19 protein-coding genes are annotated in these 21,662 nt (G+C 69.0%); 11 read left to right on the forward strand and 8 right to left on the reverse strand.

The genetic code is table 11. The features are described 5' to 3' along the window. Positions 1-48 precede the first annotated feature (48 nt). Genes priA through E0H73_RS04965 form a run of 7 tightly spaced genes read left to right on the forward strand, consistent with a single transcriptional unit; the run spans position 49 to position 8,088 of the window. Positions 49-786, forward strand: a complete 738-nt coding sequence (gene priA / locus E0H73_RS04935) for a bifunctional 1-(5-phosphoribosyl)-5-((5-phosphoribosylamino)methylideneamino)imidazole-4-carboxamide isomerase/phosphoribosylanthranilate isomerase PriA (protein ID WP_131351827.1) — start codon at positions 49-51, stop codon at positions 784-786. Beyond that, positions 783-3,074, forward strand: coding sequence for an HAD-IB family hydrolase (locus tag E0H73_RS04940; RefSeq protein WP_131351830.1), 2,292 nt, complete (start codon positions 783-785; stop codon positions 3,072-3,074). The genes priA and E0H73_RS04940 overlap by 4 nt, the downstream gene beginning before the upstream one ends. Then, complete coding sequence (locus E0H73_RS04945) at positions 3,071-4,267, forward strand: zinc-dependent alcohol dehydrogenase (protein WP_131351833.1); 1,197 nt, start codon at positions 3,071-3,073, stop codon at positions 4,265-4,267. The genes E0H73_RS04940 and E0H73_RS04945 overlap by 4 nt, the downstream gene beginning before the upstream one ends. Before the next feature lie 42 nt (positions 4,268-4,309). Next, positions 4,310-5,890: an NPN-dependent hydroxyacid isomerase, LarAH14/15/16 family gene (gene larAH, locus E0H73_RS04950; RefSeq protein ID WP_131351836.1), complete on the forward strand. Its 1,581-nt coding sequence runs from the start codon at positions 4,310-4,312 to the stop codon at positions 5,888-5,890. Further along, positions 5,890-6,822 (forward strand): lysophospholipid acyltransferase family protein, encoded by a 933-nt coding sequence (locus E0H73_RS04955; RefSeq protein ID WP_131351839.1) that lies wholly within the window; start codon positions 5,890-5,892, stop codon positions 6,820-6,822. The genes larAH and E0H73_RS04955 overlap by 1 nt, the downstream gene beginning before the upstream one ends. Positions 6,823-6,850: 28 nt before the next feature. Beyond that, the gene (hisF, locus tag E0H73_RS04960) at positions 6,851-7,612 is read left to right on the forward strand and encodes an imidazole glycerol phosphate synthase subunit HisF (protein WP_131351842.1); all 762 of its coding nucleotides are present in this window, start codon (positions 6,851-6,853) and stop codon (positions 7,610-7,612) included. Further along, entirely contained in the window at positions 7,609-8,088 is a 480-nt protein-coding gene (locus tag E0H73_RS04965; protein ID WP_238163804.1) for a MarR family winged helix-turn-helix transcriptional regulator, read from the forward strand. The genes hisF and E0H73_RS04965 overlap by 4 nt, the downstream gene beginning before the upstream one ends. A 41-nt stretch (positions 8,089-8,129) precedes the next feature. On the opposite strand, the gene E0H73_RS04970 is transcribed toward E0H73_RS04965, so the two are convergent. Genes E0H73_RS04970 through E0H73_RS04980 form a run of 3 tightly spaced genes read right to left on the reverse strand, consistent with a single transcriptional unit; the run spans position 8,130 to position 12,634 of the window. Further along, entirely contained in the window at positions 8,130-9,626 is a 1,497-nt protein-coding gene (locus E0H73_RS04970) for a right-handed parallel beta-helix repeat-containing protein (RefSeq protein ID WP_131351845.1), read from the reverse strand. Positions 9,627-9,646: 20 nt separating this feature from the next. Next, a complete protein-coding gene (locus tag E0H73_RS04975; RefSeq protein ID WP_131351848.1) occupies positions 9,647-11,029 on the reverse strand; it encodes an O-antigen ligase family protein in 1,383 nt (460 codons plus the stop codon). Positions 11,030-11,035: 6 nt separating this feature from the next. Continuing rightward, positions 11,036-12,634, reverse strand: coding sequence for a Wzz/FepE/Etk N-terminal domain-containing protein (locus tag E0H73_RS04980; RefSeq protein ID WP_131351851.1), 1,599 nt, complete (start codon positions 12,632-12,634; stop codon positions 11,036-11,038). Positions 12,635-12,819: 185 nt separating this feature from the next. Here E0H73_RS04980 and E0H73_RS04985 point away from each other — a divergent pair, with 185 nt between their 5' ends. Further along, positions 12,820-13,326 carry a MarR family winged helix-turn-helix transcriptional regulator gene (locus E0H73_RS04985; RefSeq protein ID WP_131351854.1) on the forward strand — a complete coding sequence of 169 codons (507 nt, stop codon included), beginning with the start codon at positions 12,820-12,822 and terminating at the stop codon, positions 13,324-13,326. Further along, positions 13,326-14,933: an MDR family MFS transporter gene (locus tag E0H73_RS04990; RefSeq protein WP_131351857.1), complete on the forward strand. Its 1,608-nt coding sequence runs from the start codon at positions 13,326-13,328 to the stop codon at positions 14,931-14,933. The genes E0H73_RS04985 and E0H73_RS04990 overlap by 1 nt, the downstream gene beginning before the upstream one ends. On the opposite strand, the gene E0H73_RS04995 is transcribed toward E0H73_RS04990, so the two are convergent. Next, complete coding sequence (locus tag E0H73_RS04995) at positions 14,930-16,186, reverse strand: MFS transporter (protein ID WP_238163805.1); 1,257 nt, start codon at positions 16,184-16,186, stop codon at positions 14,930-14,932. The genes E0H73_RS04990 and E0H73_RS04995 overlap by 4 nt on opposite strands. Next, a complete protein-coding gene (locus tag E0H73_RS05000) occupies positions 16,183-16,788 on the reverse strand; it encodes an ArsR family transcriptional regulator (RefSeq protein WP_131351860.1) in 606 nt (201 codons plus the stop codon). Before E0H73_RS05000 ends, E0H73_RS04995 begins: the two co-directional genes overlap by 4 nt. 146 nt (positions 16,789-16,934) lie before the next feature. On the opposite strand from E0H73_RS05000, the gene E0H73_RS05005 reads away from it, so the two are divergent. Both E0H73_RS05005 and E0H73_RS05010 read left to right on the forward strand, forming a co-directional pair. Beyond that, positions 16,935-17,447: an RNA polymerase sigma factor gene (locus tag E0H73_RS05005; protein WP_165555486.1), complete on the forward strand. Its 513-nt coding sequence runs from the start codon at positions 16,935-16,937 to the stop codon at positions 17,445-17,447. After that, positions 17,440-18,024, forward strand: coding sequence for a hypothetical protein (locus E0H73_RS05010; protein WP_131351866.1), 585 nt, complete (start codon positions 17,440-17,442; stop codon positions 18,022-18,024). The genes E0H73_RS05005 and E0H73_RS05010 overlap by 8 nt, the downstream gene beginning before the upstream one ends. A gap of 40 nt (positions 18,025-18,064) precedes the next feature. On the opposite strand, the gene E0H73_RS05015 is transcribed toward E0H73_RS05010, so the two are convergent. The 3 genes from E0H73_RS05015 to dacB are packed head-to-tail and all read right to left on the reverse strand — an operon-like array spanning position 18,065 to position 21,556. Next, positions 18,065-18,994: a GNAT family N-acetyltransferase gene (locus E0H73_RS05015; RefSeq protein WP_131351868.1), complete on the reverse strand. Its 930-nt coding sequence runs from the start codon at positions 18,992-18,994 to the stop codon at positions 18,065-18,067. After that, positions 18,991-19,944: a GNAT family N-acetyltransferase gene (locus E0H73_RS05020; RefSeq protein ID WP_131351871.1), complete on the reverse strand. Its 954-nt coding sequence runs from the start codon at positions 19,942-19,944 to the stop codon at positions 18,991-18,993. Before E0H73_RS05020 ends, E0H73_RS05015 begins: the two co-directional genes overlap by 4 nt. Positions 19,945-19,984: 40 nt before the next feature. After that, complete coding sequence (gene dacB / locus E0H73_RS05025) at positions 19,985-21,556, reverse strand: D-alanyl-D-alanine carboxypeptidase/D-alanyl-D-alanine endopeptidase (protein ID WP_131351874.1); 1,572 nt, start codon at positions 21,554-21,556, stop codon at positions 19,985-19,987. Positions 21,557-21,662: the final 106 nt, after the last annotated feature.

Consider the following 21,662-nt stretch of genomic DNA (forward strand, 5'->3'; position numbering starts at 1 on the left):
GGGGCAGCGGGTTACGAAACTCGAACTAACGCCATCTAGGGTGTGGCCATGTCTGAGAACCTGGTGCTGCTGCCTGCCGTGGATGTGGCAGACGGTCAGGCTGTCCGGCTGGTGCAGGGAGAGGCCGGAAGTGAGACCTCGTACGGCGATCCGCTGGCCGCCGCGATGGCCTGGCAGGACGCCGGAGCGGAGTGGATCCACCTCGTCGACCTGGACGCCGCGTTCGGCCGGGGCAGCAACCGCGAACTGCTCGCCGACGTGACCGGCAAGCTCGATGTTCAGGTCGAGCTGTCCGGCGGGATCCGGGACGACGACTCGCTCGAGGCCGCGCTGGCGACCGGCGCTCGCCGCGTCAACATCGGCACCGCAGCGCTCGAGAACCCGGAGTGGTGCGACCGGATCATCCAGCAGTACGGCGACCGCGTCGCGATCGGCCTCGACGTCCGCGGCCGGACCCTGGCGGCCCGCGGCTGGACCAAAGAAGGCGGCGACCTGTACGAGGTGCTCGAGCGGCTGGAAGCGGCCGGCTGCGAGCGCTACGTGGTCACCGACGTCACCAAGGACGGCATGCTCCAGGGGCCGAACCTGGACCTGTACCGCGACCTGTGCGCACGCACCGCCAAGCCGATCATCGCCTCCGGCGGCGTCTCCAGCCTCGACGACCTGAAGGCGCTGAGCACCCTGGTCGCCGACGGCGTCGAGGGCGTGATCGTGGGCAAGGCCCTGTACGCCGGTGCGTTCACCCTGACCGAGGCACTCGAACTCACGCGTGGAGGCGACCAGTGAGTCTGGCCGACAAGCTCAAGGACAAGAAGGTCCTGGTCACCGGCGTCACCGGATTCGTCGGTGAGGCGCTGCTGCACCGGATCATCGGCGACCTGCCCGGGACCACCGTGGTCGCGATCATCCGCCCGAAGGGGTCGCTCAACGGCACCGACCGGATGGCGCAACTGCTGAAGAAGGACATCTTCAAGCCGTTCTACGGCGAGGGCACCGAGTACGCCGACGCCGAGTCGCTGAGCAGTGCCCGGATCCAGGTGATCGACGGCGACCTGTCCGACGTACCGGAACTGCCGAAGGATCTCGACATCGTCGTGCACTGCGCCGGCGACGTCAGCTTCGACCCGCCGATCCACGAGGCGTTCACGACCAACGTGCTCGGCACCAAGAGCCTGCTCGAGCGGATCGTCGAAACCGGACGGCCGGTCCACTACGTCCACATCTCCACCGCCTACACTGCCGGCCGCCGCCGGGGTGCGATCCCCGAGGCGTCGGTCGAGCACAGCGTCGACTGGCGGGCCGAGGCCGAGGCCGGGATGGCGATGAAGTCCCGGATCGAGGAGCAGTCCCGGTCCGCGCCGATGCTGGCGAAGTTCCGCAAGGACGCCGAGAAGCTGCACCGCCGGGCCGGCCACCTGACCGCCGCGGCCGACACCGAGCGGCGCCGGACCGAGTGGGTCGCGAAGAAGCTGGTCGAGACCGGCACCGAGCGCGCCCGCAGCCTTGGCTGGACCGACTGCTACACGTTCACCAAGGCCCTCGGTGAGCGCGTGGTCGAGGAGTTCTCGAGCAAGCTGCCGACCTCGATCGTCCGGCCGGCCATCATCGAGTCCGCGGTGCAGAGCCCGCACCCGGGCTGGATCGAGGGCTTCAAGATGGCCGAGCCGCTGATCCTGGCCTACGGCCGCGGTGAGCTGCCGGAGTTCCCGGCCAGCCCTGACTCCGTCGTCGAGATCATCCCGGTCGACCACGTCGTCGGCGCGATCTGCGCGGTGATGGCGACCGAGCCCGAGCTGAGCAAGCCGGAGTACTACCACGTCAGCTCCGGCGCCCGGAACCCGCTGACCTTCGAGCAGTTGTACGCCGGCGTCCGGGCGTACTTCTCCAAGCACCCGTTCGACCTCGGTGAGCGTGGCGCGGTCCGGCTGCCGGTCTGGAAGTTCCCCGGCGGCGACTCGGTCGAGAGCATGCTGCGGTACGGCGAGAAGGCCCACAAGATCGCCGACAAGATCATCACGACCGTGCCGCGGAGCGAACGGGTCCGCAAGTACGCGCGCGAGCTGGACGTGCAGAAGCGCCGGCTCGACTTTCTCCGCCGTTACATGGATCTGTACTCCGAGTACGCACAGGCCGAGCTGCAGTTCATCGACGACAACGTGCTGGCCCTGCACAATGCGCTCGAGGGTGACGACCGGGAGAAGTTCTGGTGCGACACCTCGATCGTGGACTGGCAGTACTACCTGCAGGAGCTGCACTGCCCGAGCGTCACCGAGTCGATGCGCCGGCTGGACGTCGTTCGGAAGAAGCGGAACAAGGCGCTGCTGGAGTCGGCCGGCGTACTGAAGAAGGTCGAGCCTTCGCAGGACACCGAGGTGATCGCCGCGTTCGACATGGACGGCACACTGCTGTCGTCGAACGTGATCGAGACCTACCTGTGGATGCGGCTGCCCGAGCTGGACAGCCACCAGCGGGTCGGTGAGATCGGCCAGATGCTGCGCCGGCTGCCGAAGCTGATCTCGGCCGAGCGCAAGGACCGCGGCACGTTCCTCCGCACGATCTACCGCCGCTACGAGGGCGCGGACCTTGAGGAACTGAACCGGATCGTCGACGAGGTCCTCGCCGAGCACGTGCTCGAGCGGCTGAGCGGAGCCGCGGTACGGCGGATCCGCGAGCACCGCGCGGCCGGGCACAAAACGATCCTGATCACCGGCGCGGTCCGGCCGCTGACCCGGCCGCTGGCGCCGCTGTTCGACGAGATCGTCGCCGCCGAACTGGCCGTCGACGACCGCGGCCGCTGCACCGGCTTCCTCTCCGGGCCGCCGCTGGTCGGCGAGTCCCGGGCGGCGTGGCTCAAGCACCGCGCCCGCGGTACGAATATCGACCTGTCCAAGTCCTACGCCTACGCCGACAGCCACTCGGACCTGCCGATGCTGTCGGTCGTCGGCAATCCGGTCGCGGTTTCGCCGGACGTGTCGCTGTTCCGGGCTGCCCGGGCCGCGCGCTGGCAGATCGTCGACTGGAAGACCCCGTCCACTTCGTCCCGGTTGGAGCTGCCAGGGGTGAACGCCCGATGATGCTCGCACTCGAGATGTACCGGTCGCCGGCCAAGTACCTGGCGGCCAAGGCGGTCGGCGGCCGCATTCCCGGCATCCTGACCGGTCCGGCCGCGCCGCTGCGTCTCGTCACCATCAACGAGCCGAAGGCCGAGCGGGAGGGCTGGGCGCGGATCCGCCCGATCCTGTCCGGCATCTGCGGCTCCGACCTCGGCATGGTGACCGGATCCACCAAGCTGTACTTCTCCGCCATGGTGTCGATGCCGTTCGTCCCCGGTCACGAGATCGTCGGCGAACTGCTCGACGACTGCGAGGACCTGCCGAAGGGCACCCGGGTGGTGATGGACAGCGTCCTGACCTGCGCGGCTCGCGGTGTCGAGCCCTGCCAGGGCTGCGCTTCCGGTAACACCAACCGGTGCGACCGGATCACCGTCGGTCACGTGGCGCCTGGTCTGCAGACCGGGTTCTGCCAGGACACCGGCGGTGGCTGGGGCAACGTGATGATCGCGCACCGCAGCCAGCTGTACGCCGTACCCGAGGCACTCACCAACGAGCGCGCAGTGCTGGTCGAGCCGCTCGCCTGCGCCGTGCACACGGCACTGAGGTCCAAGGTTGAGCCCGGCCAGTCGGTCTTGGTGAGTGGCGCAGGTGCGGTCGGCCTGTTCGCGACCCTCGCCCTCCGCGAGCTGACCCAGGCCGGCCGGATCACGGTCGTCGCGAAGCACGCCAAGCAGCGTGAGCTGGCCCGGGCGTTCGGCGCCAGCGACGTGGTCGCTCCCGACGAGGTCTTCCGCGGCGTACGGCGCTCGACCGGTGCGTTCCGGTTGAAGCCGGAGATGGCCAAGGAGTTCCTGCTCGGCGGTGTCGACATCGCCGTGGACGCCGTCGGTAGCAAGGACTCGATCGACACCGTGCTCCGGGTGACCAAGGCCGGCGGCCGGGTGGTGCTGTCCGGCATGCCGTCGACCGGCGCGGACCTGTCGCCGGTGTGGTTCCGCGAGCTGGAGCTGGCCGGCACCTACGCGTCCGCGCGGGAGGAGCCGAACGGCCAGCCCGCGTTCGAGACCGCGCTGGAGCTGGCCGCCAAGGCTCCGCTCGACGGCGTGGTCGGCGCGCGGTACCCGCTCTACCGCTGGCGCGAGGCGATCGACCACGCGCATTCGGCCGGCCGACTCGGCACGGTCAAGGTTGCTTTCGATGTGAGGGCCTCATGAGGGCCGTGACAGCGCTGCACGACGTACGAGAGAGGTTCTGACATGTCTCGGCCAGGGTTTGTGCTTGAGGTGGACGACCGGACTCCGCCCCTGCTCGTCCACAACGGTGAGGGATTCCTGCTGGAGCGGTTCCCGCTCGGTACCCGGGTGGTGTACCCGCCGGAGGCGCTGCCACCGGTGCGGGACGTGGACGAGGCGATCCAGAACGCGCTGCTCAACCCGCTGGAGTCCGAGCCGCTGCCCGAGCTGCTGTTCGCCGGGATGCGACTGACGATCGCCTTCGACGACATCTCGATCCCGCTGCCGCCGATGAAGAAGCCGGACATCCGGCAGCGCATCATCGAGGCGGTGCTGGAGCTGGCCGCGTCCGCCGGCGTGGACGACGTCGAGCTGATCTCGGCGAACGCGCTGCACCGCCGGCTCACCCCGAACGAACTGCGCGACATCGTCGGCGAGCGGGTGTTCCGGTCCTTCTTCCCCGACGGCAAGCTCTACAACTTCGACGCCGAGGACACCGCGAACCTGACCCACCTGGGGCAGACCAAGCACGGCGAGGACGTGGAGATCTCCAAGCGGGCGGCCGAGTCCGACCTGCTCGTCTACGTGAACGTGAACCTGGTGGCGATGGACGGCGGCCACAAGTCGACGTCGATCGGCCTGGCGTCGTACAAGTCGCTGAAGCACCACCACAACAGCCACACGATGATCCACTCGCGGTCCTTCATGGACCACAAGGCCTCGAAGATGCACCACTCGGCCTGGCGGATGGGCGAGATCCTGACCCAGCACGTCAAGGTCTTCCAGATCGAGACGTCGCTGAACAACGACATCTTCGGCGGTCCGCTGGAGTTCCTGCAGAAGCGCGAGTGGGAGTGGTCGATCAAGGACCAGGCCTCGATGCTGGCCACCAAGCGCGCGCTCGCGGCCGCGCCGAGCAAGCTGCGGCACAAGATCTTCACCGACGTCCGGTCGACCTACGGCCTGACCGGGATCCACGCCGGCAAGATCGAGCCGGTGCACGACAAGACGCTCGACAACGTGCACCGGCAGCACCTGGTCGAGGTGCAGGGCCAGTCCGACGTCGCGATCATGGGCGTGCCGTTCATCGGCCCGTACAACGTGAACTCGGTGATGAACCCGATCCTGGCCGCCTGCATGGGGCTGGGCTACTACTTCAACTCCTACCGGGGCAACCCGATCGTCCGCAAGGACGGGGCGGTGATCCTGTACCACCCGGTCGACTACGAGTTCAGCCAGTTGCACCACCCGTCGTACGTCGACTTCTTCGAAGAGGTGCTGTCGGAGTCGACCGACCCGGCCACGATCGAGGCCAAGTTCGAGAAGCAGTACGCCGAGGACCCGTGGTACATCCACCTGTACCGGACGTCGTACGCGTACCACGGCGTGCACCCGTTCTACATGTGGTACTGGATCTCGCATGCCCTGGACCACTGCGGTGACATCGTCTGGGTCGGTGCGAACCGCAAGACGGTCGAGCGGATGGGCTTCCGGTCCGCCTCGACACTGCAGGACGCGCTGGAGATGGTCAGCCACTCGGTCGGCCGGTCGCCCTCGATCACGTACCTGCACAACCCGCCGCACCTGCTCGCGGACGTGCGCTGATGGGCACCAGTCTGGTGAAGTTCAGCCGCGACACCGCGCGCGACGTGAAGGTGGTGGCGCGTGGGTGGCGCTGGGGCCGGCGGCCGCAGGTGCCGCGGTCGGCCGAGCCGTACGTGATCCCGAAGGAGACCTCGGTCTTCCCGACCAAGTGGGCCCGGACGCCGGCTGCGATCGCGGTTCGCGAGGTGCTGCAGAAGGGCGCGCTGAACTCGGTCCTGCGGTTCGAGGTGAACCCGCAGGTGAGCGGTCTCGACTCGCTGCTCAAGCTCAACGGTCCCGCGCTGATCGTGGCGAACCATTCGTCGCACCTGGACACCCCGCTGTTGCTGTGCACGCTGCCGGACGGCATGCGCCGCAAGACCGCGGTCGCCGCTGCGGCCGACTACTTCTTCGACACCTGGTGGCGGGCGACCGCGTCGGCGATCGTGTTCAACACGTTCCCGATCGAGCGCCGCGGCGGCAAGCTCAGCTCGACCCCGGGTGACCTGCTCGCGGACGGCTGGAACGTGGTCGTCTTCCCGGAGGGCACCCGGTCGCCGGACGGCTGGATGGAGCGGTTCCGGATGGGCGCGGCGTACCTGGCCGTCGAGCACGGCGTGCCGGTGATCCCGGTCGGCATCAAGGGTTCGTTCGCCGCCATGCCGCGCGGCCGCGGCTGGCCGGTCCCCGGCCGTCCCTCGGTCGCCGTCCGGTACGGCGATCCGCTCACCCCGGCCGAGGGAGAGAGCGCCCGCGAGTTCGCACCGAAGATTTCAGCGGCGGTCTCGGCCCTCCTCGACGAGGAGTCGACCACCTGGTACGAGGCACGCCGCCGCGTCGCGGCCGGCGCGTCCCCGTCCCAGTCCGGCCCCGACGCCGCCCGCTGGCGCCGGGTCTGGGAGTCCACCGCCCCGATCAAGCCGGCCGGCTCCAAGCGCCGCGCCTGGAAGTAGTTTGGGGCCGACTCGGTACGCTGACCGCGTGACTCTTGCTGTGCGGGTGATCCCCTGTTTGGACGTGGATGGCGGGCGGGTGGTGAAGGGAGTCAACTTCACCGATCTGCGGGACGCGGGGGACCCGGTCGAGATGGCCAAGGTGTACGACGCGGAGGGCGCCGACGAGCTGACCTTCCTCGACATCACGGCGTCCTCGGGTTCGCGGGAGACGACGTACGACGTGGTCGGGCAGACCGCCGAGCAGGTGTTCATACCGCTCACCGTCGGCGGCGGGGTGCGCGAGGCGGCCGATGTGGACCGGCTGCTGCGGGCCGGTGCGGACAAGGTCGGCATCAACACCGGCGCGATCGCTCGGCCGGAGGTGATCCGCGAGATCGCGCACCGCTTCGGCAACCAGGTGCTGGTGCTGTCACTCGACGTACGGCGGGCTGCGGACCAGCCGAGCGGGTTCGAGGTGACCACGCACGGCGGCCGCAAGTCGGCCGGTCTGGATGCGATCGAGTGGGCCAAGCGCGGCGCGGAGCTGGGTGCGGGGGAGATCCTGCTGAACTCGATGGATGCTGACGGCACCAAACAGGGCTTCGACCTGGAGCTGATCCGCGCCGTCCGGGACGTGGTCGACATCCCGCTGATCGCCAGCGGGGGAGCGGGCGCGCCGGAGCACTTCCCGCCCGCGGTCGAGGCCGGTGCGGACGCCGTACTGGCCGCGAGCGTGTTCCACTTCGGCGACTTCCGGATCGCCGACGTCAAGAAGGCGCTGCGCGACGCCGGGATCGTGGTCCGGTGAACGAGGTCGTCGAGTCGCCGCGGACCGAGCAGAGCGAGCGGATGCTCGCGGACATCGAGCAGGAGCTGTCGGCGCTGTTCCGGCGCTCCCGATCGGCGTCGCTGCGGTTGGCGCGCCGGGTGCACCCGGACATGGATGCGGCCGGCTACGCACTGATCTCCCAGATCGAGCTCGGCACGTCCGGTGGTCGCGCAGGCGTACGGGCGTCCGACGTTGCCCAAGCGCTCGGCCTGGACAAGTCAACCGTCAGCCGAGGCATCACCCAGCTGGAGAATCTCGGCCTGATCGAACGCGTCGGCGACCCCGACGACGGCCGCGCCCGGCTGCTTCGCCTGACGGCCACCGGCGCCGACAGCTTCGACGCGATGCGCGCCCAGCGCCAGACCGAGTTCAGAGCCATCCTCGAACGCTGGAATCCCACCGACCTGGCCGACCTCGGCCGCCTCCTCGCCCGCCTCAACGCCGACCTCACCTGACCGCCAGCGCTGCCGACCTCAGCTGACGGCCGACCGGGCGTTCAGCGGCCGCTGCGTTCGGCCCGTCCGCCGTTGTCGTTGCCCGCCACGAGCCACTCGGTCCAGGTCAGGTCGGTGTCGTTCCAGGAGAAGAGCGGTTCGTCCAGCGACGACACGAGGTACGTGTTGTTCTCGAAGCGGATGCCGGCGCCGGTGTACACGGTCGTGTCTCCGATGTCCTGGACCGCACCGGTGGTCTGGCCGGCGGACAATCTGACCCGGTTGTCGTGCACCCAGACGTTCCGGACGACGTGCCGTCCGTACGGCGCCGGCTGTTCGTCCGCACGGCCGCCGCTCTCGATCAGGGCGATGCCGTTGGCGTTGTCACCGAGGGTGTTGCCGGCGACCTCGATGAGCCCTGTTCCGCCCGACGACTGGATCTGGATGCCGGCCTCCCAGGCCCAGCCCTTGTGCCGCCGGCCGTTGCCGGTGATCTCGTTCTCCGTGATGGTCGCGTCGTAGCTCATCTCGTGCTGGATGCCGGCTCCCCAGTTCCCGGTGATCTTGTTGAACGAGTACTCCGTGCGCATGTTGCCGCCGTCGGTCCACAGCCCCGGCCCGTAGTTGTCGTGCACGTAGTTGTGCCGGACCGTGTGCCGGTCGGTGTGCCAGCTCTTGCTCCCGCCCGCCTCCCAGTCCGGGGAGTAGCCGGCCGCGCCGTTGAACGAGATCTCGTTGCCGCTCACCACCGATCCGTTGCCCCAGGCACCGAAACCGAGCTGGCCCTGGTGGTGCACGAGGTTCGCGGTCACGACGGCGCCGTCGGCCAGGCCCAGGCCGACCCCGTGGTTGAGGCGCACCTCGTTGTGCGAGATCCGCCAGTCGGACCCCATCCCGTACGGCGTCGTCCGGCGGGCCTCGACGGCGGCGACCTGGGCCTCGTTGGCGGCCTGCTCGAGCACGAGATTGGCGACCATCACCTTGTCGACCGTCGCTCTGATCAGGCTGGGCGCGACCGCCTGCTCGACCAGGTGGCCTCCGGGATCGTCGCCGATGGTGATCGTGTTCGTGCTGTAGTCGGCATAGACCGTACCGGCGGTCACGGCCGACCTGGACCCGACCCGACGCAGTCGCCGCTTGTCGACGAACACGTCTTCGGCGTACGCACAGGTCGGCACGGATTCCAGGCACTCGCCGTGGTCGCCCGCTTCCTTGGGCAGGAAGCCCGTGGCCGACCAGACTCCGCCGTTCCGCCGCCAGCCGGTCAGCACCTTCGACCCACTGACCACCGCCCCACGACGGCCGATGAGCGCGTCACCCCGCTTCGGCTCCAGCGGTTGCTCCAGCCGGTAGGTGCCGGGGGAGAGGCAGTACGTCGTACCGGCCGCATGCGCGTCGATGACCGATTGGACGTCCTCGGAGGGATGCACCGAGACGCCGGAACAGGATCTCGCAACCGGACCGACGGGCGCAGTGAGTCCGGCGCGGCCGGGCAGAGCGGTGTCGATCGACTCGCCGTCGCAGGAAACCGGCAATGCCGCCAGCAGGCAGATTGCCACGATCCAAGGCGCCCTGGGTCTCACGGGCCTGTCCCGCCACGGAACCACGGCCGGACCGTGGTCACCGCCACCCCGATGCCGAACGCGGTCCACAGCAGTGCCGCCACCTGCGGACCCTCCAACTGCGGATCGAAGAAGCAGGACACGAGTACGGCGGTCGTCACCATCAGCGAGAGCACGCCGACCTGACGTCTGGTGTGCTGCCCTTCGCGGGCCAGCCGCCGGCAGCCGCCGATCATGCGCCAGTACCACCCCACCCACAAGGCGATCCACCACGAGATGCCGACCAGACCCAGCCTGGCCACGATGTGCAGGTGCGAGTTGTGCGGGCTCCGCAGCGAGTCCTTGCCCGCGTCGAGGATGCCGACCTCGCTGGCCAGGTTCTGGCCGAAGCCGGACCCGTCGACGAGATGGCCGTCCGCCACCTGCTTGGCCAGGATCCGCGACCAGAGTTGCTCCCGCCCCTCGACCGTTCCACCCAGGTTGCCGGGTGTCTCCTTCCCACTGAGGCTCGCGACGTTGGAGATCAGCTGGGTGGCCGAGAACTCCCGTCCCTGCAGTCCGCCGAGCGGCACCTTCAGCGACAGCAGTGAGGCCAGTCCCAAGCCGACAGCCATCACGAGTACGACGCGTGCAGCGAGGCCGACGCGGTTGCGGACAAATGCCAGACCGACCGCCCCACCAGCCATCACACCGAGCAGGCCACCGCGATTCTGCGTGGCGGCGAGTGCGACGACGACGAGCGCCATCATGCTCCAGCCCGTGCGGCTGCGCGCGCTGCGCGTCCCGGGCAGGAGCCACATGCACCCGAGCACGAGCAGCGCGGCGATGGCCGAGCTGCCGGCCTTGTGCGACAGCACCGACACAGTCGTGAACGGGACCGTCGGGGCACTGTCCCCGAGTGGATAGAGCACCACGGCGAACGGCAGCCAGAGCAGCAGCCACGGGGTCAACCGGCTCAACCCGTTGATCCACCGGTCGAGGAGCTCCGGGGACCTGGCGAGCGCGGCAATGACGAAGAACGCGAACAGGCAGTAGAACCAGAGCGCGGCATCCCGCACCGCGTCCAGGTGGTACGTCGCGACGCCGGGCACCGTCCGGATCAGGCCCCAGGCGGCGAACGCCACGAGCGGCGCGAGGATGGACTCGTCCCTGATCGGCACCTTGAGGTAGTGGGTGGCCACGACGGAGGCAGCAGCGCCGACCCCCAGCACCATCTCGCCGACGAACAACGGACTACCGGGCAGATGGAGATAGGCGAACGCCCGGTCGAGCAGCAGGTAGCCGGCCAGGAGAGGGCCGAGCAATCGCCCGTACAGGATCCAGAGACGTCCTGATGCATCCGATGGCGGCGCGCCCAGGACAGCGCCGACCTCGCGCGGAGTACCCGCGGGCGTCGACATCCCGCATCAGCCCTGTGGTTGGCGGCGGCCTCTGGCAGGCCGGAATGCCAGAACTTCGACTGGCTGCACGGGCTCAGTTCCGATCCGCTCTCGCAGCCGGCGGACGAACTTCGGTCCACTATCGGTCCGCCGGTAGATGTAGCCGGCGACATGCTCGACATGCTCGAGCCGCTCCACCACGGTGACGTGGTCCTGCACCGGTTCGCCGGGACCGAGCACGACGACGGTCGCATCGGAGTCCTGCACCAGCTCGACGGCGTTCGCCGCTGTCAGCACCGCGGGGCTGTCGATCAGGACGATCTCGAAGGACTCCTTGGCCTCGGCGATCAGCTTCCCTACGGCCTCGGCGTACGCCGTGCCGCTGGTCCGCCGCACCCGGGTGGGTCCGGCCCGGAGGACGGTGACGTCCGCGTTGAGCGGGCTCGGCTCGATGCATTCCGACACCGGACGGCAGCCGGCCACGACCTGCTCGAATCCGTCGGCCTGCGGACTGCCAGGAAGAAGCAGACCGGTAAGGCCGCTCCCGCCCACATCGGCGTCCACCGCCAGTACTGGCGTCCCGCTCTCGGCGACCGCGAGCGCGACGTTGGCGACGACCGTACTCCGGTCGGATCCGCTCTCGGCCGAGACGAAGACGACGGCCATCCGGTGGTCCCGGGCAGAGCGCAGACGCTCGACCGACCCCGCCGTGAACCGGAACGCCTCGGCGGCCGCGGACTGCGGATCAGCAGCCATCGGCAGGGGATGGGCGGTCGCCGACAAGGTGGACCGGATCCCATTCCGGCCGGTCGGCGGGATGTCACCGAGGAGAGGCGCGTTGTAGATCGCGACCGGGTCGAGGCGGTCGTCGAGACACCGCCGGCGGCCGGCCCGCAGATACGCAAGTCCGGCACCCAGGGCGAGCCCGGCGACCAGGCCGATCGCACCGGATCGCTTCGCGTTGCCGTTGATCGGCAGCTGCGGTTCGGCGGCCCAGGTGACGGTCGGGTGGGTGGCCAGGGCCAGCTGCAGGTCGACCAGTGTCTGGGTTCGCTGGTTCTGCAGGTCGTTCCGCTGGCCTCGGGTCCGGGCGTCGTTGATGGCCCGCTCGACCGCTGCGACATCGGCCGCACCTTGAGCCGCTATGGCGGCACTCCGGGCGTCGTCGAAGGCCTTGAGCACTGCGTTGACACCGGCCTGGGCGACTTTGCTGCTCGGCCAGGTGAAGGTCAGGGCGACGATGCTGGAACCGAAGCCGCCCGGGGTGGCCTGCTCCGGTGGGGTGATCTCCAGCGAACTGTTCTCGCCCGCGAAGTCGCGCCGGGTCAGCAGGTTCTCGTTCAGCTCCGCGTTGGCGAAGCGGACCGCGCGGTCGGCGACCTCCTGCGACTGCAGCAGCAGCACCTGACTGTCGAAGTACTGCGTGCGGGCCTCACCCTCGGCGAGGGTGCTCTGCGGCACCGTGACCGTGGCGTACGCGCGGTAGATCTCGGCCTGCGTCATCGAGTACCCCACCGCTGCCACGGCCGTCAGCACCGCGATGACCGTGACCATCACCCAGTAGCGGCGTACCGCACTGAGGACAGTCGGCTCAAAGCGCGCTTGCTCGATTCCCGTGGCCTTCATGGCCCCACCTCAGTCGCTCCCCTGGACTTCGGTGCACTCCCCAGAGAATGCTCCCCTTCGGAGGATGATAGACGGAGAGTGGCCGGAATTGTGCAGTTCTCCAGAACATCTCACGCTCCGTAAACGAAACCGCCCAGTCTGCCATATGGTTGCAGAAACCAACTATTCCGCTATATAGTTGGGTTATGCAACTAGCTCAGGAACCCCTCGTCCCGGGGGTAGAGCGGGACGCGTCGGCCCAGGAGCTGCTCGAGGGAGTCAGCTCGCTGGTACGGGCCGTGCGTTGTATCGAGCATCGGCATCTGACCCCTGACGGCGGGCTGCGCCGCTCCGACGCGAGCGTGCTCAAGGTCCTGCTCAGGGACGGCGAGCAGCGCGGCGGCGAGATCGCAGCGAAGCTCGGCGTCGATGCGTCGGTGGTGAGCCGGCAGCTCACCGCGCTGGAGGCCGACGGACTGGTGAGCCGTCGACCGGATCCGGCCGATGCCCGGGTCGGGCTGGTCAGCCTGGCACCCCACGGCAAGGCCCAGCTGGAGGCCCTCTACTCCACCTACACCCAGCAACTTCGAACCGCCCTGGCGGACTTCGACGACGACGCGCTCCTTGTCGCTGCGGAAACCATGCAGCGGATCGCTCGCGCCATCACCGAGGCCGCCACGGGTGTGAGGCGTTCTCAACCAACAGGAGACTGATGACTGTCACCGAGACCCGGCGTGCGGCTGTGCCCACCGCGCCGGAACTCACCCACCGCGAGATCCTCGAGATCCTGATCGGACTGCTCGCCGCGCTGTTCACAGCGATGCTGAGCTCGACCATCGTCAGCAACGCCCTGCCGACGATCATCGCCGAGCTGCAGGGGACCCAGACGCAGTACACCTGGGTGCTGACGTCGAGTCTGCTGGCCACCACGGTGTCCACGCCGATCTGGGGCAAGCTGTCCGACCTGATGAGCAAGAAGCTGCTCGTCCAGCTGGCCATCTCGTTGTTCGTGGTCGGGTCGGCACTGGCCGGCATGTCCCACAACGTGCCGTTCCTGATCGGCGCCCGTGTCCTGCAGGGCCTCGCGATGGGCGGCCTGATGGCGCTCGCCCAGGCGATCATCGGAGCGGCGATCCCGCCCCGCAGCCGCGGCCGGTACTCCGGCTACATGGGTGCGGTGATTGCCGTCGCGACCGTGAGCGGTCCGCTCGTCGGTGGCGTCATCGTCGACACCTCGTGGCTCGGCTGGCGCTGGTGTTTCTACGTCTGCGTCCCGCTGGCCGTGGTCAGCCTGGTGATTCTGCAGAAGTACCTGCACCTGCCGCTGATCAAGCGCAAGGTCCGGATCGACTACCTCGGCGCGGTGCTGATCAGTATCGCGGCCAGCCTGCCGCTGCTCTGGGTCACCTTCGCCGGTCACGACTTCGCCTGGATGTCCTGGCAGTCCGCGCTCTTCGTCGGCGGAACGCTGCTGGTCGGCTTCTTCGCCGTCGTGGTGGAGAACCGGGTCAAGGAGCCGTTGGTTCCGCTCAAGGTCGTGCGGGAGCGGACCACTGCGCTGGCGATCGTGGCCAGCCTGGCGGTCGGTGTCGCGATGTTCGGCAGTGCGCTGTTCCTCGGCCAGTACTTCCAGATCGCCCGTGGGTACAGCCCGACCGAGGCAGGCCTGCTGACGATCCCGATGATGCTGGGGTCGTTCCTCGGCTCGGTCGGGTCCGGTCAGATGATCACCCGGTTCGGCAAGTGGAAGCGGTACTTGGTTGCCGGTAGCATCCTTCTGGTCGGCGGCCTGACGGTCCTCGGCACCATCGACCACACCACGCCGTATTGGTACGTCGGACTCGGCATGCTGGCGATGGGCCTCGGCATGGGTATGGCCATGCAGAACCTGGTCCTCGCCGTACAGAACACCGTTGACGTCTCGCAGATCGGTGCCTCGAGCGCCACGGTTTCGTTCTTCCGCAGCCTGGGTGGTGCCGTCGGCGTGTCGGCCCTGGGTGCCGTGCTCGCGGTCCGGGTGCAGGATTCGATCGTCGCCGGTCTGCTCGCCACTCCGGGCGGCGCCGACGCCGCGCGCAAACTGCAGGAGGGTGGCTCCGGCAGCACCAGCCTGCTGGATGTCGGCCACCTGCCGGCGCAGTTGGCGGAGCTGGTGCGGCAGTCGTACGGCGATGCGACCGGGCGGATCTTCCTGATCGCGGCCGCCTGTGCGGTGGTCAGCCTGATCGCGGTGCTGTTCATCAAGGAGGTTCCGCTCCGGCTGACGGTCGCCAAGGTCGACGACGTCGAGGATCTCGCCGACCGCGCAGTACACGACTAGAACTCAGGAGGCTCGAGGCCGTCGAGTTCGCGGGTGCGAATGTTCGGCGAGCCGACGAGCCACAGGACGGCAAGCAGGCCGCCGGCTGCGGAGACGAGGAGGGTTGGCCGGACACCGATCCAGGTGCCGAGCAACCCGCCGACGACCGCGCCGAGCGGCCTGATGCCGTAGTTGATGGTGCTGTAGGCCCCGGACACCCGGCTCCGCATGTAGTCGTGCGTGACGGCGGCCTGCAGCGAGTTGTTCGGTATGTCGAAGCACATCACCGCGAACGCGCCGACGAACTCGGCCGCGGCCAACGCGGTGGCCTTGACCCAGGTCGGGCCGTCGGCGAACGCCGCGATCGCAATGGAGCCGGGAAAGATGACGGCACCGGCGGCGATCAGCGGACCGACGCCGATGATGCGGCTGAGCGGCGAGGCAGCGACGGCGCCGAGCAGCCCACCGGCTGCACCGATGCCGAACGCGATCCCGATCGTCCCGGCGGACAGCTCCAACTCCCGGCTGGCGAACAGCACCAGCAACGCAGTGCTGATCAGATTGAAGAAGTTGACGGTGGTCGAACAGCCAAGGCTGCGGCGGAGGTACGGGTGCCGGAGCAGATAGCGCATGCCGGCGCGGGCTCGGCGCAACAGCGGTTCCGCTGTCTCGTCCGAGGCGGCCGGAGTCATCGTGATCCGGCTGATCTGGAGCGCGGAGAACGCGAAGGTCAACGCGTCGACGACGATCGCGACCGGTGCGGTCAGCCACTGCACGAGCAGGCCGCCGAGCGCGGGACCACCCATGAACGAGATGGACCTGGTCGCAGACAGCTTGCTGTTGGCCTCCAGGAACTGATCCCGCTCGACCAGCGCAACGAAGAACGACGCGTAGGCGGTGTTGAACAGGACATGCGCCGTACCGGCCAGGATCGCGATCACGTAGAGCTGGCCGAGGGTGAGCAGGTCCATCCAGTACGCCGCCGGCAGCGACAGCAGCAGTACGGTTCGGGACAGGTCGGCCGCGATCATCAGCGGGCGCTTGTCCCGGCGATGGTCGACCCACGTGCCGATGAACAGCGACGCGAGGTTCGGCAGCCAGACCGCCGCAGTCAGGAATCCGACCTGACTGGGCGAGGCGTTGAGCATGGTGACGGCGATCAGCGGCAGCGCCAGCTCGGTGATCCGGTCGCCGAACTCGGACACGCCCTGCGCGGACCAGAAGGTCCGGAACCGGCGATCCCGCCAGAGACTGGTGGCGGACAGCGTGCTCACGGAGATCCCTCCGTCGTTGTTGCTTCGGGCAACGTCATCCGCAGGTAGCGGACCGAGCCGGCATCCGGTGGAATCTCGCCCTCGTCGCGGCGCTGGACGTACGGCGCCAGCAGTTGCTCGATCGCGGATTCGATCGCCTCGGCCTCGGCCGGTGTGATGACGAGGCGGGTGTTGGCGGACCCGGCGACGCGGCTCCACCCGGGCTCGAGTCCGGGCTCGGTCTCGGCCAGCCACTGCTGCACGGCCTCGAGTGACTGGTTGATCATCTCGGCGCGGAGCAGCCGGCCGGCCTCGGCACCCTCCGGGGTATCGGGCATCTCGTAGCGGAACCCTCGGGATACCGCGCTCCACCAGCGCTGGCGCCGGTCCGAGCCGCCGTCCGGGGGAGGCCCGTCCACCACCAGCCCGAAGTTCGCCAGGTGCCGCAGATGCCAGCTGGTGACCGACGGCGACGCGCCCACATGCTCGGACAGTTGGGTCGCCGTCGACGGCCCGTTGCGCTGCAGCCAGCTGAGCGCGGCCAGCCGGACCGGGTGAGCCAGCGCCCGCATCGCCTGCGGGTCGGTGATCTCGAAATCGCCGTACGGATTTCTGAGAGACATGTTTCGAGAGTAATCTCTCAGATCTCGCGAGGACAAGACCTGGCACTCTGGTCGGGGCGGCGCGAAACTTCTCCGGACCGGGACGGAACCGGGTGGGGTGGTCGCGCGTGTTAGCGGTGTGACGACCCGTTGGGGAGGTGCGCGGCGTGCACGACAGCGACGGTGACCCGGCTGCCGACGTGGCGGCGCTGTACCGCCGCACGTGGCCGCGGCTGATCGGTCTGCTGGTGTCCATCGGCGGATCTCGGGCCGACGTCGAGGAGGTCGCCCAGGATGCGTACGTGAAGCTGCTCGGGCGCTGGGACTCGATCCGCCGGTACGACGACCCGGAGGCCTGGGTACGCGCGGTCGCGGTCCGGACCCTGGTGAGCCGGTTGCGCCGGCAGCAGGTGGCGACGCGCGCGCTGGCGAAGCTTCGTGGGCGGCCGGCAGCCGTGGAGGGGCCGGATGGTGACGCCTTGGATGTCGCTGCCGCCCTGGCGCGGATCACGCCCGAGCAGCGGGCGGTCGTCGTACTGCACCACGTGATGGATCTGCCGGTGGAGCAGATCGCCGAGGAACTTCAGGTCGCGCCGGGCACGGTGAAGTCCCGGCTGGCGCGGGCGCGGCAGGCCCTGGCGCCACTGCTCACGGTCAAGGAGGTGTCCGAGCATGCGTGAAGCCCTGATGGAGTACGTCGACGAGCTCACGCCGGCCGAGGCGCCGCCGTTCGAGTACGTCGAGCGCACGGCCCGGCAGCGTCGTCACCGGCGCCGGGTTGTGCTGGCTGCGGTGGCGGCGGTTGTTGTGGTCATCGGGGGAGTCGCCGCCACTGTTGGCCTACCGCGCGCGGGCGAGGAGCCGGCCGGGCCGGAGAAGACCACGAATACCCTCGACGACGGTCCACCGCCGGGCCAGTTCAAGGTCGGTACGACGGTCATGGTGCTGCAGGGTGAGATCGGGGTGATGTCCGCGACGCCGGTGCCGGACCACCCGTCCGTGCTGATGGTGAGCGTCGGACCCGGCATGGGCGCCCCGGAGCCGTGTGTGCCGAGCACAGTCGTCCGCATCCTGTCCCAGGACGACGACTCGGTCCGGATCGCGGCGTACCGCTATACCGCCGTCGCGGATCAGCCGGAGACGCGGCACTGCAGGCCGTCCACCGGTGCGATCGCCGTGGACCTCGACCTGCGCAGTCCACTCGGCGGCCGCACCGTCTACGCGGGCAGCACCGGCGACCGCGCCGTCCTGAACTGACGCCTCGCCGGGGTGGACCGCGACCACCCCGGCGGGACGTCTACACGGTCCTGCGCCAGATGTCGCTGATCAGGTCCGGCTTCATGCCGACCGACGTGTAGAGGGCGACGGCGGGCGTCGGGTTGCTGCTGTCGACGTGGAGGATCGTTCCGGAGCGCCCTGCGGCCGCGTCCACGGCGAACGCGTCGTGCAGCAGGAACTTCGCCAGCCCGCGACCGCGCGCCGACGGTACGACGGCCAGCCGTCCGACGTACCCGCAGTTGTCGGTGCTCACGAAGTTGTCGTTGCATTCGGTTACGGCCACTGCCTGCCCGTCGAGCTCGACCGTCGTCAGCTGCGACCAGTCGAACGTCGACCGGCTCTCCCGCGACGCCAACCACTCGTCGTACGGCCGTGGATCGGCCCCGGCCTGCCCGCGGAACGCCTCCACGAGTACGGCGTGAGCCGCCCGGCGACTGCGGTCGTCGAAGGCCCCGCGTCGTACGGTCGCGCCCTCCGGCACCGTCGGCGCCGGGACCTCGCCGTTGAAGTTGATGCGCATCCGGTGGACCGACGTACCGATCGTGAAGCCGTGCGCGGCAACGATCTCCGGCATCAGCTGGTCCTGACGGATCACGCCGACGCTCACCACGACCTCGCCGGTCGCGCCGTCGGAGGCCCGATGCACCGCCCGATCGAGGAGCCACCCGACGATGGCCGGGTTCTCACTCAGTACTTCGAGATTCGCCCGGGTCCGGTCGTTGTTCACGGCCGCGGTCGCGGAGCCGGCGAACTTGCCTGCCGGGTCGGTCACGATCCAGCCGTCGGTGGCCGGGTCGAAGCCCGGATCCCGCAGGTAGTTCGCGGCGTCCTCGACGCTGTACTTCGCGAATCCGATCAACGCGCTGGTGTAGGCGCCGGACCGCTCGGCGATCAGGGTGGCGTCCTCCACCCGCATCGGGCGGACGGCGTAGCCCTCGGGCAACGTCATGCGGCCTGCACCTCCAGCTGCCACACGTCGATCACCAGTGAGGCCGACATGCCGACCGACAGATAGAGGCCGAGTGCGGGTGTCGGGTTGTTCGTGTCCACATGCAGAATCGTCCCAGCCAGCCCGGCCGCGGCATCCAGCGCGAACTGATCCCGCAGCAGGAACTTCGCCAGTCCGCGCCCACGGGCCTCCGCTACCACACCGAGCCGCCCGATGTAGTTGCAGTTCTCGTCCTCGAGGAACTGGTCCGTGCACTCCCGGAAAGCGACCACCTTGCCGTCGAGCTCGAGCAGCGTGATCAGCGACCAGTCGAACGACGACTGGTTCTCGTGCGATGCGTGCCACTCCTCGAAAGTCCGTGGGCTGAACCCGAACTGGCCCGCGAACGACGAATTCAGCACGTCCTGGGCCGCTCGTCGGCTCGCCTTGTCCGGAGCGCCCCGGCGCACCGTGATCCCGGCCGGTACGGCGGGCGCCTCGACCGGTCCGGCGTGATCGATCCGCATCCGGTGGTAGGTCGTACCGGTCACGAAGCCGTACTCCGCGAAGCGCGCGCGGCGGGACTCGTCGGCGCGGTAGACGCCCACGTCCATGGGCACGGAGGCGTGCCCGTAGGCGGCCGCGATCTCGGCTGCACGCCGGGTGAGCTCACCAAGCAGACAGGCCTCGACCACCGGCTCGGCGGTGACCACGTAGGCGTCGAGCTGGTGGCGGTCGCCCTTGCCGTAGATGGTGGCGAAGCCGGCCAGGCGATCGCCGTCGAAGACCAGCCAGCCGTCCGTCGCGGGCTCGAATCCGGGAGCGGTGAGTTCGTCGACGACGTCGTCGAGGGTGAAGTCGGCGAAACCGATCACGGCCGTGTTGCAGGCGGCGACCAGCTCGAAGACCGCTTCCGCGTCCTCCTTGGCCGGCGGTCGGACGGAGTACGTGGCAGGCAGTACGGCGGTCATCCGGCCATCGTGCTGAAGGACCGCCGTACTGTCTAACCGATTAGCAGGCCTTCTCCCACTCGAGGTCACAGGTCGACTGAGAGGTCCGCAGGGTGTTCGGGCTCACCGCGGCGGGCGGTGCCTGGTCGCTCCACGACGCGAGCGTGACGCCGACCGCGTCCTCGATCGATCGCGGGCTGTTCAGGTAGTTGTTGCTGATCATCGAGAACACGAGCTTGCGGCCGTCCTGGTTGCTGACGTAGCCGGACAGCGCCGTCACGCCGGTGAGCGAGCCGGTCTTGCCGTGCAGGTTGTTCGCGGCCGGCGTGTTCAGCATCCGGCTGCGCAGGGTGCCGCCGACGAAGCGTTCCGGGTTCCCCGCGATCGGCAGGCCGTCGTACCACTGCTGCCACCACGGCTCCTTCTGGACGCCGATCAGGATGTCGGTGACGCTGTCCGCGGTCACGTTCACCTTGCGGGACAGCCCGGAGCCGTCGGAGAGCCGGATCCGGCTGGTGTCGACGCCGACGCTCTTGGCGTAGTCGGTGACCACGCCGAGACCCGCGGACCAGCTGCCCTCGGCCTCGACCACGGCGCCCATCGCCTTGACCAGCGTCTCGGCGTGCATGTTGTTCGACAGCTTGAGGAACGGCGTCATCAGTTCGCCGACCGTCATCGACTCGTCCCGGGCCAGCCGCCGCGCGGTGGCGGGGGAGGCCGCGTTCTTGATGTGACCGTCGACGCGGATGCCTTCGGCCGCGAGCGCGCGCTCGAACACGTCGGCCGCGTAGAGCTCCGGCTCCCAGACGGTCACCCACTCCTGGCCGACCGAGGCCCCGAGCGGGACGGAGCCGGTCACCCGGACGATGTTGGTGCCGTGGTCGCGCTCGATGCTGAGCGTGTTCGACGTCCCGGCGGCGCCGGTCTTCGCAGTGTTGACCAGCTTCAGTACGCCGTTCCCCGGGACCAGCGTGAGCTTGACGGCTGCACCCACCGTCGCACCGGGCCGGCTCTCGACGATCGCCGTACCCGAGTCGTAGTCGGTGTTCGGAGCGAGCGTGAGGGCGGAGATCTGGGCCGAGTAGTAGAACGGCTCGTCGTCCCAGGCCCAGCTGTCACCGAGCCGGACGTGGTCGAAGTAGGTGTCGTCGGCGATCAGGTCACCGTCGACGCTGCGGACGCCGGCCGCGCGGAGCTGTTTGGCCAGTCCCACGTAGTCGGATTCGAGCGCGGTCGGGTCGCCGTACCCCTTGAGGTAGAGGTCCCCGTCCAGCTTCCCGCCGCGGACCGGCGCGGTCGCCAGTACGTCGGTGTGGAAGCGGTACGACGGGCCGAGCGTGTGCATCGCGGCCGTCGACGTGAAGAGCTTGGTGTTCGAGGCGGGCAGCATCCGCTGATCGCCGTTCCGGTCGTACAGTGTCTCGCCGGTCGTCGCGTCCCGGACCACCAGCGCGACCTGCGACCCGTCGTAGCGGGCATCGTTCAGCAGCGTGTCCAGCTGTTGCTGCAACCCCGTTGCCTGTACGCCGGCCGGTGCTCCGGCCGACTGTGTCGCCACGCCGCCGACAACCGCTGCGACAGCGGCGACGGCAGCGACCACCCCGCGCCCCGACACTCTCGGTAAATAGCTCACGAGAACTCCCTCAAACCCAGGCGGAAACCAACAGCGGGAGTCTGTACCCCGGATCGCTCCAGGTCCAGTGATCGTCGCGATTCCGCTCTGTCCATCCAGGTGAATC

The organism is Kribbella pittospori (assembly GCF_004331465.1).
Classification (GTDB): domain Bacteria; phylum Actinomycetota; class Actinomycetes; order Propionibacteriales; family Kribbellaceae; genus Kribbella; species Kribbella pittospori.

What these genes read in the sequence shown, in the direction of transcription:
- priA (WP_131351827.1), top strand. Translation starts at nt 49, where the DNA reads ATGTCTGAGAACCTGGTGCTGCTGCCTGCCGTGGATGTGGCAGACGGT.
- E0H73_RS04945 (WP_131351833.1), top strand. Translation starts at nt 3,071, where the DNA reads ATGATGCTCGCACTCGAGATGTACCGGTCGCCGGCCAAGTACCTGGCG.
- larAH (WP_131351836.1), top strand. Translation starts at nt 4,310, where the DNA reads ATGTCTCGGCCAGGGTTTGTGCTTGAGGTGGACGACCGGACTCCGCCC.
- E0H73_RS04955 (WP_131351839.1), top strand. Translation starts at nt 5,890, where the DNA reads ATGGGCACCAGTCTGGTGAAGTTCAGCCGCGACACCGCGCGCGACGTG.
- E0H73_RS04975 (WP_131351848.1), bottom strand. Translation starts at nt 11,029, where the DNA reads ATGTCGACGCCCGCGGGTACTCCGCGCGAGGTCGGCGCTGTCCTGGGC.
- E0H73_RS04980 (WP_131351851.1), bottom strand. Translation starts at nt 12,634, where the DNA reads ATGAAGGCCACGGGAATCGAGCAAGCGCGCTTTGAGCCGACTGTCCTC.
- E0H73_RS04985 (WP_131351854.1), top strand. Translation starts at nt 12,820, where the DNA reads ATGCAACTAGCTCAGGAACCCCTCGTCCCGGGGGTAGAGCGGGACGCG.
- E0H73_RS04990 (WP_131351857.1), top strand. Translation starts at nt 13,326, where the DNA reads ATGACTGTCACCGAGACCCGGCGTGCGGCTGTGCCCACCGCGCCGGAA.
- E0H73_RS05000 (WP_131351860.1), bottom strand. Translation starts at nt 16,788, where the DNA reads ATGTCTCTCAGAAATCCGTACGGCGATTTCGAGATCACCGACCCGCAG.
- E0H73_RS05010 (WP_131351866.1), top strand. Translation starts at nt 17,440, where the DNA reads ATGCGTGAAGCCCTGATGGAGTACGTCGACGAGCTCACGCCGGCCGAG.
- E0H73_RS05015 (WP_131351868.1), bottom strand. Translation starts at nt 18,994, where the DNA reads ATGACGTTGCCCGAGGGCTACGCCGTCCGCCCGATGCGGGTGGAGGAC.
- E0H73_RS05020 (WP_131351871.1), bottom strand. Translation starts at nt 19,944, where the DNA reads ATGACCGCCGTACTGCCTGCCACGTACTCCGTCCGACCGCCGGCCAAG.